The organism is Pseudarthrobacter ribosi (assembly GCF_055412865.1).
On record NZ_JBVAYZ010000001.1, the window covers coordinates 88,386 to 100,925 of the forward strand.

A 12,540-nucleotide genomic window follows, 5' to 3' on the forward strand; every position below is an offset into this window, starting at 1 on the left:
GGGGGGCTGGCTCACGTGTTACTCCTCATCGAGACATGGGTGCCGGATCCGCGCCCCGGGCGTAAGAAGCCAGGGACAGCAGGGGGCCGGGCGACATCAGACAACATGTTACTCGTCAGTAACATAGCTGGCAAGGAGTCCGGGGCGCGCCGCCGGGAGAAGTTCCGGGAACCGGGTCTGCGGGCCTAGTGCGCCGTGTCCGGTCCTGCGGCGGCCGTCGTTGCGATAGCGGCGGCCGTGGTGGCTGCGGCAGCTGTGGCCGCGTCAGCTGCGGCAGACACCGCTCTGGCTTCCTTGACCGGCAGCGGCTGCGGGTTCTGGAAGGCCTCGGCGACGAGGGGAGCGACGAGTTCAACCTGCCACTGGCGGGCCCCCAGGTTCGCGAGTTCCTCGGCGATGCCTTCCTCGCTGGGCTCAACCGGCGGACGCCAGGAGACGCGGCGGAGGTAATCCGGCGTCAGCAGGTTCTCCACCGGCATGTTCAGCTCCTCGGCCTTGGCCTGCAACAGCGGCCGGGCGGTGGCGAGCCTGGCGGCGGCCTCCGGGTCCCGGTCGGCCCAGACCCGCGGGGGCGGGGGAGCGTTGGTGGGCAGGTGCAGGGGAGGGAGGTCCTCGAGGGCGCGGGCGGCGCTGATGCAGCGCAGCCAGCGCGGCGCCTCGCGTTGGGCCGCGCGGCCGTGGAAGCCCTTGGTGCCCAGCAGCTGGGGCACGGTGGCGGGCATGGCCTTCGCGGCGGCGACGAGGGCGGAGTCGGGGATGAGCCGGCCGGGGGCGACGTCGCGCTTCTGCGCCAGCGAGTCGCGTTCGAGCCACAGTTCGCGGACCGCGGCCAGCTGGCGCCGGTCGCGGATCTGGTGCAGTCCGGAAGTCTTGCGCCACGGGTCGATGCGGGGCGGCGCCTGCCCGGCCTCGAGGATGGCGGCGAATTCCTGTTCGGCGAAGTCCAGCTTGCCGTCGGCGACCAGGAGCTCAATAAGTTCCTCGCGCAGTTCGGTGAGGACCTCGACGTCGAGCGCCGCGTAGCGCAGCCAGGGTTCCGGCAGCGGACGGGTGGACCAGTCGGCGGCGGAGTGTTCCTTCGCGAGGCCAAAGCCGAGGAGTTGTTCGATCACGGCGGCGAGTCCCACGCGGGGAAGCCCGGCGAGGCGGGCGGCGAGCTCGGTGTCAAAGAGCCTGTCCGGCCACATGCCGAGTTCGGACAGGCAGGGCAGGTCCTGGCTGGCCGCGTGCAGAATCCATTCGACGCCGCGCAGGGCGTCGTTGACGATGGCCAGGTCCTCGAAGGGCTCAGGATCGATCAGCCAGGTGCCGGAGCCCTCCCGGCGGATCTGGACCAGGAAGGCGCGCTGGCCGTACCGGAAACCGGAGGCCCGCTCGGCGTCCACCCCGGCGGGGCCGTGGCCTGCGGCGAGGGCCGCAGCGCAGCGTTCCAGGCCGGACTGCGTTTCAATGACGAGCGGCACGCCGTCGCGGGGGGCATCGAGGTCGATGATCTCGGGGACCAGGCTGTCGAAGCCGTCCACCGCGATGTGGGCTGTGGTGTCAGCCGCCTCGGTCTTGTTGTGCACTGTGTTGGCGGCCGCGCCCGCGGTGGTGATTTCCGGAATATGAGGGGTCATGATGACTTCAGTTTAGCGACAACACAGTTCCGGGGCCGCATCTCAGGCCTGTCCGCGGCGCCAGCGCGGTAACGGCGTGACGCCTTCGGGCAGCGGCGGAAGGCCCGCGAAGGTGCAGACCATGTCCGACCAGGCCTCGAGGTGGGAGGTGATGTCGGGGGTGGCCGGAGTCCAGGATGCGCGGAGCTCGATGTCGATTGAATTGGGCCGGTCCGCGAGCGTTCCAAAGCTTTCGGACAGCACCCGCGTCGCGGTGCCGCCGGCCGAGCGGTACGGTGCGGCATGGTTTTCGAGGGCTTCGACGAGCCAGGCCCACGCGACGGAGCCGAGCATTTCGTCGTTGCCCATTTCCGGCTCCAGCTGGGCGCGGATGTAGGTGACCACCCGGAACTCGCCCTCCCAGACCGCGGAGCCGTCGGGATCGTGCAGCAGGATAAAGCGGCCGGTCGCCAGTTCGATGTCGTCGCTACCGGACGCACGGGCCAGGGCAGCGGCCGCGGGGCCGTGCACGGCGCCGGAGGGCGTCACTTCGCCCGGGGCGACAATCTCCGCCCCGAGGGCGACGGAGAACGGTGCCAGCCGCGCGGGCGCCGGGATCTCCTCCAGGCGCAGCTCACTGCGGGTTCGTGCCTGCCGAAGGGTTCCCAGGGCGAAGAGAAAATCCGCCGGAACCTGGTCGAGTGCGTTCACAATGGAAGATTATGCAAGGGGCGCCCCCAAGCCCGGCAGGCTCGCCGCCGCTGCCCCGCCCGGCTTTCACCGGGCCGGGCGACGGCGGCCGTCCTGCCGCCAGGGTCAGCCGGCAGCGAGTTCGCGCTTGATGGCAGCGATGAAGGAATCAACGTCATCCTCGGTGGTGTCGAAGGAGCACATCCAGCGGACCTCGCGGGCCGCCTCATTCCAGTCGTAGAAACGGAAGGACTCGCGCAGCCGGTCCGCCACACCGGCCGGCAGGATCGCGAACACACCGTTGGACTCCGTCTTCTGGCTCAGCTCGACGCCGGGGATGGACTCGACGCCGGCGCGCAGCCGGGCTGCCATCGCGTTGGCGTGCGAGGCGGAGCGCAGCCACAGGTCGCCCTCGAGCAGGGCGATGAACTGGGCGGACATGAACCGCATCTTGGAGGCCAGCTGCATGTTCATCTTGCGCAGGTAAATCAGCCCCTGGGCCGCGGCCGGGTTCAGTGCCACGACGACCTCGCCGAAGAGCAGGCCGTTCTTGGTGCCGCCGAAGGAGAGGATGTCCACGCCGGCGTCGCGGGTGAAGGCCCGCAGCGGCACGTTCAGGTGGGCGGCGGCGTTGGCCAGCCGGGCGCCGTCCATGTGCAGCTTCATGCCCTTGGCATGGACATGCTCCGCGATGGCCCGGACTTCCTCCGGGGTGTAGCAGGTGCCGAGCTCGGTGGTCTGGGTGATGGAGACCGCCAGCGGCTGGGCGCGGTGCTCGTCGCCCCAGCCCCAGGCTTCCCGGTCGATCAGCTCGGGGGTGAGCTTGCCGTCAGCCGTGGGGACCTGGAGCAGTTTGATGCCGCCGATCCGCTCCGGTGCGCCGTTCTCGTCCATATTGATGTGCGCGGTCGACGCGCAGACGACGGCGCCCCAGCGCGGCAGCAGGGACTGCAGCGACAGCACGTTGGCGCCGGTGCCGTTGAAGACCGGGAAGCATTCGATTCCTTCGCCGAAGTGCTCCTCCATCAGCTGCTGCAGCCGCGCGGTGTAGTCGTCCTCGCCGTAGGAGACCTGGTGGCCCTCGTTCGCGGCGGCCAGGGCGGCCAGCACCTCGGGGTGGACGCCGGAGTAGTTGTCCGAGGCAAAGCCGCGGACCGAGGGATCGTGGAGCCGCGCTGCGGTGCTGGCAGGGGCAGTTTCAAATGTGCTTGTCATCGGTTTGCTCACGCTTTCAGTCTAAGGAGGTCCGGGGCTAAGTTCAGTGTCCGGGCTCAGTGCCGGGGCTCCGGGCCCAGCAGCAGGCGCCGGCCGTTCAGCTCCGCCGCGGGGGAGGCGAAGAGCCCGACGGCGGCAGCCGCCAGGTCCTCCACATCGGTGAATCCTGGGAAGCTGCGGTCCGGGGACTTCGCCCGCAGTGCCGCGTCCACGAGGGCCTTCACCACGAAGACCACTGCGGCGCTGCGCTGTTCCGTGGGGTCTTCCTTGCGGCCCGACTGGCCGCGGTGGAAGCCGTCGGCGACGGCCAGGGTCCAGGCTTCGGCGGCGGCCTTGGCGGCTGCGTAGCTGGCGCCGCCCGCCGTCGGCCGGCCCGCGGCGGTGGAGGACACCATGGCGAAGCGTCCGGCGTCCGAGGCGGCGAGGTCCTCGTAGAAGACCCGCGTGACGTTCCGCACCGTGGTGATGGCGCCGCGTTCCAGGAACTCCCAGTCCTCGTCGCTCTGGTCCGTGATGCCCTTCGCGCCGCGCCAGCCGCCGACCAGGTGGATGACGCCGTCGACGGACCCGCCCGTGGCGGCCAGCCGGGCCTGCACCGTGGTGCGCAGCGACCGGACGTCCGCGAGGTCCGCGAGGTCGCATACCAGCGGCGTGACGCCGCTGCCGGCTTCCGCGGCGGCCGCCTCAATCCGGGGCCCGTCCGAGCCCACGGTGAAGACGGTGTGCCCGGCGCGGCGCAGGGCGCGGGCGGCGGCGATCCCCGAAGGGCCGCTGCCGCCCGTGACCACGACGTTCAGGGGGCGTCCGGTGCTCATCCGGCGTTCAGGGCGGTGTGTGCCGTGCCCGTGTCGGAGGTGCCCGTGATGCCGGCCGTGGACTCGATGACGGGGCGCATCTTCTTCTCGAGGGCCTCGTAGAACATCGAGAGCGGGAACTCGTCGTCGAGCACCTGGTCGGTGAGGCCGCGCGGCGGGCCGGCCAGCGGCAGCGCGTCCGGACCCTTGGCCCAGACAGAGGCCGGGTTGGGCGTGACGGTGCCGGAGATCAACTCGTAGGCGGCCAGCCAGTGCGCCATCTTCGGGCGGTCGATCGAGCGCCAGTAGAGCTCCTCGATCCGGGCGCCGAGTTCAACCACGACGTCGGCCGCCGCGTCCCAGTCGATGCTGAGTTTGCTGTCGGTCCAGTGCAGGACATGGTGCTGGTGCATCCACGCGAACAGCAGCTGGCCGCCGAGGCCGTCGTAGTTGCGGACCCGGGTGCCGGTGATGGCGAAGCGGAAGATCCGGTCGAAGATGACGGCGTACTGCACCAGCTTGGCGTGCCGGCGTGCCTCGGGATCGGCGTCCTCGTCCTTTTCGATCTTCACGGATTCGCGGAAGGCGGTCAGGTCGCAGCGCAGTTCCTCGAGGGAGTAGAGGAAGTAGGGCATGCGCTGCTTGATCATGAACGGGTCGAAGGGCAGGTCGCCGCGCATGTGCGTGCGGTCGTGGATGAGGTCCCACATCACGAAGGTTGCCTGGGTCAGCTCCTGGTCCTCGAGCAGGCCGGCGGCGTCCGCCGGCAGCTGCAGCGAGGTGATGTCCGCGGCGGCGCGGAGCACGCGGCGGAAGCGCGCCGCCTCGCGGTCGGCGAAGATGGCGCCCCAGGTGAAGGTGGGGGTTTGGCGGACGGCGACGGTTTCCGGGAACAGCACCGCGGAGTTGGTGTTGTAGCCGGGGGTGAAGTCCAGGAAGCGGATCGGGACGAAGAGCCTGTTGGAGTATTCGCCCTGCTCCAGGCCGGCGATGAACTCTGGCCAGATGACTTCGATCAGCACGGCCTCGACCAGGCGGTTGCTGCTGCCGTTCTGGGTGTACATCGGGAAGACCACAAGGTGCCGCAGGCCGTTGACCCGGTGCTGCTGCGGCTGGAAGGCCTGCAGGGAGTCCAGGAAGTCGGGGACGCCGAAGCCGCCGTCGGCCCAGCGGCCGAAGTCCGTCACGAGGAGGGCGAGGTAGTCGGCGTCGTGCGGAAAGGCCGGGGCCAGGGCCTCGACGGCCGCCGTGATCGTGCGGACATGCGCCGCGGCCGCCTCGTGGTCCGCGGTCTCCGGAACCGAGCCGTCCTGAACTTGCAGTGCCTGCAATGCGGTGGCGGCAGCCTTGAGCTGCAGCCATTCCGGGGTGCTGGCGGAGATCGGGGCAGTGGTGGTGATAGCGGTGGTGGTCATCGTCAGCGGGCGCCTTTCTGTGTACTGGGAGCATCGCTCGTCAGTGATTAAAACGAGCGTAGCAAGCAAACAGAAGCTCTAATGCAAATTAGGCTTGAGCATAAGAAAGTCTGTGGCAAGTGGGCTGCGCAGCCCGGGCCAGCTCCAGCGGCCGAGGGGCTGCCCACCATGCAGAGGACCCCCGGCGGCGCCGCTGCTGCGGCTCCAGGCGGGGGTCGTCGGTCAAATCCGGCCCGGGCGCCGGGCTACTGCTTGGCGTCGTCCGTCGAGACCAGTTTCAGGGAGACGGAATTGATGCAGAAGCGCTGGTCGGTCGGGGTTCCGTAGCCCTCACCCTCGAAAACATGGCCCAGGTGCGAATCACAGTTGGCGCAGCGGACCTCGACGCGATCCATCCCCAGGGTGCGGTCGTGGATGTACCTGACTGTGCCGTCCGCGAGCGGGGCCCAGAAGGAGGGCCAGCCGCAGTGCGAGTCGAACTTCTCCTGGCTGGTGAAGAGCTCCGAGCCGCAGGCCCGGCACTGGTAGACGCCGGCGGTGTGGGTATCCCAGTACTCGCCGGTGTAGGGCCGCTCGGTGCCCGCCTGGCGGAGCACACGGTACTCCTCGGGTGTCAGCTCCTGGCGCCACTGCTCGTCGGTCTTTTCAGCCGGCGATGTGCCTGGCGCGGTGCCGCGTTCCGCGGCGCCGTCGGATCCGGCGGGGGCGGCGACGGGCGTGACTTTTGGCCTGTTACTAAAGATGCTCATAACCTCACTAACGCTTAGGAGTCCCCGATAAATCCCGATCCGGCGTAGAGATGCAGGACCGGCAGGCCCAGCTTGTCCTGGGCCTTGGTGGCCCAGTCGGTGTGGAACGTATCCGCGACGGCGTGCGGGCGGGTGATCACCACGGCCTGCCCGGCGCCGATTTCCTTGACCTTGGCAACCATGCTGTCGACGGCCTTGCCCTCGAGGATTTCGCCGGTCACGCCGCTGCTGAGTCCGGCCAGGGCTGCGAGGGAGACGGCCAGGGTCTCGGCGGCTTCGGCGCGTTCCCCGGCAGGGTCGGAGTGTCCCGTCAGCTCACGGAAGGCCTTGGAGATTTCCAGCAGGGAGAGGTTTTCCAGGAAATCCACCAGGAGGTGCCGCTCCGTGCTGGCCGGGACGAGGACCACCAGCGGTGCATCACCCCCGGCGAGCAGGGTTTCGATGTTGACGCGGTCGTCCGCGCCCAGGGGCTCTTCTGTCAGGATGACGATTGGATCACTCATGCCCCCCAGCCTAGTCGCGCCCCGGTGGGCCCGCACGGATTGGTGCCCCTGCTCCCGCCGCCGGTGGTCCCTGACGTCCCCGGATGTCACTCCGGGCGGTGAGTTCGGTAAGAATGGTGCCATGGCTTCCTCCTCACGCCTCCTGCCGGACCCGCAGCTGATCTCCTCCGTCCGTGGAAAAGCTGCCCGCGCCGTCGCGGACTCCGCCAGCGAAGTTTCGGTCCCGGGCAGCGCCAAGTGGGCACTGGGCGGCATCATCGGCGGCAGCGCCGCGGCCGGACTACTCGCCGCCGGATCCTCCGCCCTTGCCCTCTATTTCGCCCGCAGGGTGATCACTCCCTCCCGGGTCCGGGAGGAGGACCAGGAGGTTCTGGCGGTGATCCGCGGCGGGCACCGGCTGCAGGTCATCCTCGCCGCAACGCCCGAGGCGACGGTCGAGGGGGTCTACGGGTTGTTCTTCGACGGCGGCCGGGGACACGCCCGGATCGGCCGGATCGTGTCCTATTCGCCGGCGGAGCGCACGGTGCAGCGCGAAGTCGAGGCCGTCTACAGCGGCGACCTCAGCGCGACGCGCCGCGGCTACTGGAGCGGAGCCGCCTACCCGGACCCTGCCAGCATCGGCCTGCCGTCGGAAGACGTGGACATCGAGGTCGAGGGCGGGACCGCCCCCGCGTGGCTGGTCCGGGCACCGCAGGAATCCGGCATTTGGGCGATCATGGTGCACGGCCGCGGCGCGAGCCGGCAGGAGTGCCTGCGGGCGGTCCGGACAGCCCGGGAACTGGGCATGTCCAGTCTGCTGATCACCTACCGCAATGACGGCCTGGCGCCCTCGGCGCAGGACGGACGCTACGGGCTGGGTTCCACCGAGTGGCGCGATGTCGAGGCAGCCATCGGCTTTGCCCTGGAGCAGGGGGCCCGTGAAGTGGTGCTTTTTGGCTGGTCCATGGGTGGCGCCATCTGCCTCCAGACCGCGGATTTGTCGCGCTATCACCACCTGATCCGGGCCATGGTTCTCGACGCCCCGGTCATCAACTGGGTGAACGTGCTGGCACACCACGCCGAGCTCAACCGGATCCCGTCGGCCGTGGGCCGGTACGGGCAGCTGATGATGAGCCACAAGCTGGGCCGCCGGCTGACCGGCCTTGCCGCGCCGGTGGACCTGAAAGCGATGGACTGGGTGTCCCGTGCGGTGGAATTGCGCACACCGACGCTGATCATCCACAGTGTCGATGACGAATACGTCCCCTACGGCCCGTCCGCTGCCCTGGCCGAGAAGAACCCGGAGATGGTCACCTTCGAGATGTTCGACCGGGCCGGGCACACCAAGGAATGGAACGTGGATCCGGAGCGCTGGGAACGGCTGGTGGCCGCCTGGCTGCGGCAGCAGATTGCGCCGCGTCCGAATCCGGGCCAGCATGATCCCGCGGCGCCTGCCCCCGGTTAATTTCTGCCGGTGCCGATCCGGGCCGTGTGCGCCCCGGTGAGCCGGATCAGTTCTGCGGGGCTCAGTTCGAGGTCCAGTCCGCGCCGCCCGCCCGACACCAGGATGGTGTCCAGGCCCAGGGCGCTGTCATCCACAACCGTGGGGGAGGGCTGCCGCTGTCCCAGCGGCGAGATGCCGCCGAGCACATAGCCGGTGCGGCGCTCGGCGGCCGCCGGGTCGGCCATGGTGGCCTTCTTGCCGCCCAGCGCCGCCGCCATTGCCTTGAGGTCCAGGTTCCCGCTCACGGGCACGACGCCGACGGCGAGCCGGCCGTCGACGTCGACCATCAGGGTTTTGAACACCCGGGCCGGATCAACGCCGAGCACCTCCGCGGCTTCCAGCCCGTAGCCGGCCGCCGCCGGGGCATGGCTGTAGGGGTGGGCGACGAAGGGAACCCCGGCGGCCGCCAGTGCGGCGGTGGCCGGGGTTCCTTGGGACGCCTGTTTGCGTGCCATTCGGTCCGTGTGTCCCTGGGGCCCGTGTGTCCGGGTGCGGCTCAGGGTTGCTGCGGGAGGGCAGCAACCTTGCGCTTGATCCGGCCGAGCATCGCTGTCATCCCGCGCATCCGCAGCGGCGTGATGGCCCGGGTGAGGCCCAGCAGCTCCGGCATGTCATCCGGAACGGCCAGGATATCCGCCGGGCTCAGCCCGTCGAGGCCCTCGTGCAGCACACTGGCGAAGCCGCGGGTGGTGGGGGCTTCGGGCGGTGCCTTGAAGTAGAGCCGGACGCTATCGGCAGCGCCGTCGTGGGACTTTTCCGTTTCGATGGTCAGGAACAGCGGCGACTGGCACTCGACAACCTGCTCCATCAGCTCCGGGTGGTCCTTGAGCCGGTCCGGGAGCTCCGGGAGCTCACGGGAGAACTCAAGCAACAGCTGGAGCCGTTCGGGTTCGGTAACGGCCTGGAAGTCATCAACAATTTCCGCCAGTGCGGTGGGGAGGGCAACAGTATTCATCTCTTCCAGCTTACGCACGCGCGGCGATTGTGTCCCGATCGCTGCAGCAGCGTCCATTGGCGGCGGCTAGCTGGCGGCCGGGACCGCGCCGCGGTCGCTGCCCTTGACGATCGGGACGCGGACGGCGTTGCCCCATTCGGTCCAGGAACCGTCGTAGTTGCGGACCGTGTCGAAGCCCAGCAGGTACTTGAGCGCGAACCAGGTGTGGCTGGAACGCTCGCCGATGCGGCAGTACGCCACGACGTCGTCGCCTTCCTTCAGCCCGGCCTCGCCCAGGTACAGCGCCTCCAGTTCGGGGCGGGTCCGGTAGGTGCCGTCCCCGGCGGCCGCCCGGGCCCACGGGATGGAGGCCGCGGTGGGGATGTGACCGCCGCGCAGGGCGCCTTCCTCGGGGTAGGCGGGCATGTGCGTGCGCTGGCCGGTGTACTCCTCGGTGGACCGGACGTCGATGAGCGGGTTGCCGAAGTGGGCCAGCACGTCGTCCTTGAAGGCACGAATCGGGGCGTCGTTGCGCTCGACGACGGGGTACTCGCCGGGGGTGACCACGGGCTGGTCCGTGGTGAGGGCGCGGTCTTCGGCGATCCACTTGTCCCGGCCGCCGTCGAGCAGCCGGACGTCCTCATGGCCGAAGAGCTCGAAGACCCACAGGGCGTAGGCCGCCCACCAGTTGGATTTGTCGCCATAGATGACCACGGTGCTGTCGCGGGAGATTCCCTTGGCCGCGGCGAGGGCAGCGAAGGCCGCGCCGTCGACGTAGTCGCGGGTGACCTCGTCATTCAGGTCCGTGTGCCAGTCGATCTTCACCGAGCCCGGGATGTGGCCCACCTCGTAGAGCAGCACATCCTCGTCGGATTCCACCACCACGAGCTTGCCGTCCGTCAGGGCGCCGGAATCGATGGCGGCGGCCAGCCACTCGGTGGACACGAGCCGCTCGGGGTGGGCGTAGGCGGCGAACTTCTCGTTCTGTTCAACGGGGTAGGGCATTGGAATGGCCTTTCACTGAAACGGTCAGGGGGCCGGGCCATGGAAGGATCGAGCGCGGCGCCGGGCCTTGTCCAACACTAGCCACGCCCCGCCGGGATTGCCCCTCCGGGTTCACACTCGGAAATATGGCCTTCGTCACGTGCTGCCCGCCCGTCCCGCGGGCGCCGACGGGCGGCCCGCGCATTGCCGGTATTCTTTCTGGGGACAAGAGACCAGCAGAACGGACCACCTTGGTACAGATCGAACAGCTCGCCGCCCGCACGCCGGCAGTTTCAGTGGATGAACTCCTGACCGGGTTTTATCCCTCGCCGCGCTTCGGCGAGGTTTCGTTTTCCAGCTACCGGCCGGATCCGGCGCAGCCCAGCCAGACCGCCGCGGTCAGGGCGCTGTCGGGATTTGCGGCCAACGTCGGTGCGCGCGACGGCGACGGGCTCTTCAAGCGCCTCTTCGGCAAGAAGGACATGTCCCGCGCCGGGATCTACCTCGACGGCGGCTTCGGCGTCGGCAAGACCCACCTGCTCGCCTCGCTGTGGCACGCCGCCCCGGGACCGAAGGCCTTTGGCACCTTCGTCGAATACACCAACCTGGTCGGGGCGCTGTCCTTCCGCAAGACGGTCGAGGCCCTGAGCCACTACAAACTGGTCTGCATCGACGAATTCGAACTCGATGATCCGGGCGACACCGTGCTGATGTCCCGCCTCATGCGCGAGCTGGCCGACGCCGGCGTCAAGCTCGCGGCCACCTCCAACACCCTGCCGGGGTCGCTCGGCGACGGCCGCTTTGCCGCCGTCGACTTCGCCCGGGAGATCCAGGTGCTGGCGGACCAGTTCGACGTCGTCCGGATCGACGGCGAGGACTTCCGCCACCGCGGCCTGCCCGCCGCGCCGCAGCCGCTGCCGAACGACCAGCTAACGCACCACATGCAGAACGAGTTCCACGGCAAGACTGTGGCCCGCGACGAGTTCAGCACCCTGATCAACCACCTGGCCGGCGTCCACCCGAGCCGGTACCGCCAGCTGCTCGACGGGATCGAGGGCGTGGTCTGGAAGAACGTCCACACCATCACCGAGCAGGCCGTCGCGCTGCGCTTTGTGGTGCTCGCGGACCGGCTCTACGACAAAGACGTGCCTATCCTGGCCAGCGGCGTCCCGTTCGACCAGCTCTTCACGGAGGAAATGATGACCGGCGGGTACACGAAGAAGTACTTCCGCGCCGTCTCGCGGCTCACCGCCCTGGCCCGCGAAGGCCAGAACCACGAACCCTCCTGAGGCTTAAAGCAACGCGGGGTCACCGTCGGCCCATCCTGACGTTCTGGATGGGCCAAGGGTGACCCCGCGTTGCTGCGTTAAGCGCCCTTGGACGCCGGTAAGTGCCGTTAAACGCCGGAGGTGCCGGCGCCACCTCTCGGCGGGACCGGCACCTCGCTGACGTATCTGGGTCAGAGGCCTGGCTGGCGGGGTTCCCCGGTAACCGGGGGCTCTCCGGCAACGGGATTCTGCTCGGCGACCGGCGGCGTATTCGGCCGGTCGTTCGCCTTGTCCACGAAGTCGGAAGCGCCTCGCTGCGCAGCATCGATCTTGTCGGCGTGCTTTCCGCCGGTCTTGGAGTCGACGAAATCGCCGGCCTTTTCGATGCCGTTCTTGATGGCATTTTCGTTGCCACCAATCACTTTCTGAGCCTTGCCCTTTAGATCGTCAAGTAAACCCACGGGCACCTCCCTTCGGTCGCGGAGCCAGATCGCTCCTAGCGGTTTCTACCCTAGTCGGAGGCGGCGGGAGTGCCAAGGGTGTCCGCCCAGAGGGTAAAAGCTGCAGAACACGTTGCACAGGGCATAACGACCCCCAGGGCCGAGGACGCGGGTCCTGGGAGCCCCTATCGCGACCCGGGGCAGCAGGGCACAAAAAAAGCAGCTCCGGGGGAGCTGCTCTTGTGGTGGGCGATACTGGGATCGAACCAGTGACCTCTTCCGTGTCAGGGAAGCGCGCTACCGCTGCGCCAATCGCCCGCAACCGGAAGGATCCGGAGTGGAGTTGTAATGAAGAGAGCGGACGACGAGATTCGAACTCGCGACATCCACCTTGGCAAGGTGGTGCTCTACCAGCTGAGCTACGTCCGCATTTTAGTCCATGCCGGCTGGGCCGGTGGTACTGCATC

The 12,540-nt window shown here is 68.8% G+C and carries 13 protein-coding genes and 2 tRNA genes; 2 read left to right on the forward strand and 13 right to left on the reverse strand.

Going from position 1 to position 12,540, the window contains the following annotated elements; translation table 11 throughout:
* Nucleotides 1-185: 185 nt before the first annotated feature.
* From ACZYZ5_RS00350 to ACZYZ5_RS00380, 7 genes are all read right to left on the reverse strand, one after another.
* On the reverse strand, nucleotides 186-1,619 hold the full coding sequence (locus tag ACZYZ5_RS00350) for an HRDC domain-containing protein (RefSeq protein ID WP_463898350.1): 1,434 nt from the start codon (nucleotides 1,617-1,619) through the stop codon (nucleotides 186-188).
* A 42-nt stretch (nucleotides 1,620-1,661) separates the two neighbouring features.
* On the reverse strand, nucleotides 1,662-2,312 hold the full coding sequence (locus ACZYZ5_RS00355; RefSeq protein WP_463898744.1) for a DUF3000 domain-containing protein: 651 nt from the start codon (nucleotides 2,310-2,312) through the stop codon (nucleotides 1,662-1,664).
* A gap of 102 nt (nucleotides 2,313-2,414) precedes the next feature.
* Complete coding sequence (locus ACZYZ5_RS00360) at nucleotides 2,415-3,503, reverse strand: threonine aldolase family protein (RefSeq protein WP_463898745.1); 1,089 nt, start codon at nucleotides 3,501-3,503, stop codon at nucleotides 2,415-2,417.
* A 56-nt stretch (nucleotides 3,504-3,559) separates the two neighbouring features.
* On the reverse strand, nucleotides 3,560-4,318 hold the full coding sequence (locus tag ACZYZ5_RS00365; RefSeq protein ID WP_463898352.1) for an SDR family NAD(P)-dependent oxidoreductase: 759 nt from the start codon (nucleotides 4,316-4,318) through the stop codon (nucleotides 3,560-3,562).
* A complete protein-coding gene (locus ACZYZ5_RS00370; RefSeq protein WP_463898354.1) occupies nucleotides 4,315-5,712 on the reverse strand; it encodes a DUF6421 family protein in 1,398 nt (465 codons plus the stop codon). Before ACZYZ5_RS00370 ends, ACZYZ5_RS00365 begins: the two co-directional genes overlap by 4 nt.
* A gap of 245 nt (nucleotides 5,713-5,957) precedes the next feature.
* Complete coding sequence (msrB, locus tag ACZYZ5_RS00375) at nucleotides 5,958-6,461, reverse strand: peptide-methionine (R)-S-oxide reductase MsrB (RefSeq protein ID WP_463898356.1); 504 nt, start codon at nucleotides 6,459-6,461, stop codon at nucleotides 5,958-5,960.
* A 14-nt stretch (nucleotides 6,462-6,475) separates the two neighbouring features.
* Nucleotides 6,476-6,964, reverse strand: coding sequence for a hypothetical protein (locus tag ACZYZ5_RS00380; protein ID WP_463898359.1), 489 nt, complete (start codon nucleotides 6,962-6,964; stop codon nucleotides 6,476-6,478).
* A 121-nt stretch (nucleotides 6,965-7,085) separates the two neighbouring features.
* Here ACZYZ5_RS00380 and ACZYZ5_RS00385 point away from each other — a divergent pair, with 121 nt between their 5' ends.
* The gene (locus ACZYZ5_RS00385; RefSeq protein ID WP_463898361.1) at nucleotides 7,086-8,408 is read left to right on the forward strand and encodes an alpha/beta hydrolase family protein; all 1,323 of its coding nucleotides are present in this window, start codon (nucleotides 7,086-7,088) and stop codon (nucleotides 8,406-8,408) included.
* Here the strand turns inward: ACZYZ5_RS00385 and ybaK are convergent.
* The 3 genes from ybaK to ACZYZ5_RS00400 all read right to left on the reverse strand — a co-directional run bounded on the left by ybaK (nucleotide 8,405) and on the right by ACZYZ5_RS00400 (nucleotide 10,386).
* Complete coding sequence (gene ybaK / locus ACZYZ5_RS00390; protein WP_463898364.1) at nucleotides 8,405-8,902, reverse strand: Cys-tRNA(Pro) deacylase; 498 nt, start codon at nucleotides 8,900-8,902, stop codon at nucleotides 8,405-8,407. The genes ACZYZ5_RS00385 and ybaK overlap by 4 nt on opposite strands.
* A gap of 41 nt (nucleotides 8,903-8,943) precedes the next feature.
* Complete coding sequence (locus ACZYZ5_RS00395) at nucleotides 8,944-9,402, reverse strand: SufE family protein (RefSeq protein ID WP_463898366.1); 459 nt, start codon at nucleotides 9,400-9,402, stop codon at nucleotides 8,944-8,946.
* A gap of 66 nt (nucleotides 9,403-9,468) precedes the next feature.
* Nucleotides 9,469-10,386, reverse strand: a complete 918-nt coding sequence (locus tag ACZYZ5_RS00400) for a sulfurtransferase (protein WP_463898368.1) — start codon at nucleotides 10,384-10,386, stop codon at nucleotides 9,469-9,471.
* Nucleotides 10,387-10,616: 230 nt separating this feature from the next.
* On the opposite strand from ACZYZ5_RS00400, the gene zapE reads away from it, so the two are divergent.
* Entirely contained in the window at nucleotides 10,617-11,654 is a 1,038-nt protein-coding gene (gene zapE / locus ACZYZ5_RS00405; protein ID WP_463898371.1) for a cell division protein ZapE, read from the forward strand.
* A 170-nt stretch (nucleotides 11,655-11,824) separates the two neighbouring features.
* On the opposite strand, the gene ACZYZ5_RS00410 is transcribed toward zapE, so the two are convergent.
* The 3 genes from ACZYZ5_RS00410 to ACZYZ5_RS00420 form a co-directional block, all read right to left on the reverse strand.
* Nucleotides 11,825-12,094 (reverse strand): antitoxin, encoded by a 270-nt coding sequence (locus tag ACZYZ5_RS00410; RefSeq protein WP_463898373.1) that lies wholly within the window; start codon nucleotides 12,092-12,094, stop codon nucleotides 11,825-11,827.
* 222 nt (nucleotides 12,095-12,316) lie between these two features.
* Nucleotides 12,317-12,391 (reverse strand) — tRNA-Val (locus tag ACZYZ5_RS00415).
* A 38-nt stretch (nucleotides 12,392-12,429) separates the two neighbouring features.
* Nucleotides 12,430-12,502, reverse strand: a tRNA-Gly gene (locus ACZYZ5_RS00420).
* Nucleotides 12,503-12,540: the final 38 nt, after the last annotated feature.

What these genes read in the sequence shown, in the direction of transcription:
- ACZYZ5_RS00385 (WP_463898361.1), top strand. Translation starts at nt 7,086, where the DNA reads ATGGCTTCCTCCTCACGCCTCCTGCCGGACCCGCAGCTGATCTCCTCC.
- msrB (WP_463898356.1), bottom strand. Translation starts at nt 6,461, where the DNA reads ATGAGCATCTTTAGTAACAGGCCAAAAGTCACGCCCGTCGCCGCCCCC.
- ACZYZ5_RS00350 (WP_463898350.1), bottom strand. Translation starts at nt 1,619, where the DNA reads ATGACCCCTCATATTCCGGAAATCACCACCGCGGGCGCGGCCGCCAAC.
- ybaK (WP_463898364.1), bottom strand. Translation starts at nt 8,902, where the DNA reads ATGGCACGCAAACAGGCGTCCCAAGGAACCCCGGCCACCGCCGCACTG.
- ACZYZ5_RS00400 (WP_463898368.1), bottom strand. Translation starts at nt 10,386, where the DNA reads ATGCCCTACCCCGTTGAACAGAACGAGAAGTTCGCCGCCTACGCCCAC.
- ACZYZ5_RS00395 (WP_463898366.1), bottom strand. Translation starts at nt 9,402, where the DNA reads ATGAATACTGTTGCCCTCCCCACCGCACTGGCGGAAATTGTTGATGAC.
- ACZYZ5_RS00380 (WP_463898359.1), bottom strand. Translation starts at nt 6,964, where the DNA reads ATGAGTGATCCAATCGTCATCCTGACAGAAGAGCCCCTGGGCGCGGAC.
- ACZYZ5_RS00360 (WP_463898745.1), bottom strand. Translation starts at nt 3,503, where the DNA reads ATGACAAGCACATTTGAAACTGCCCCTGCCAGCACCGCAGCGCGGCTC.
- ACZYZ5_RS00365 (WP_463898352.1), bottom strand. Translation starts at nt 4,318, where the DNA reads ATGAGCACCGGACGCCCCCTGAACGTCGTGGTCACGGGCGGCAGCGGC.
- ACZYZ5_RS00370 (WP_463898354.1), bottom strand. Translation starts at nt 5,712, where the DNA reads ATGACCACCACCGCTATCACCACCACTGCCCCGATCTCCGCCAGCACC.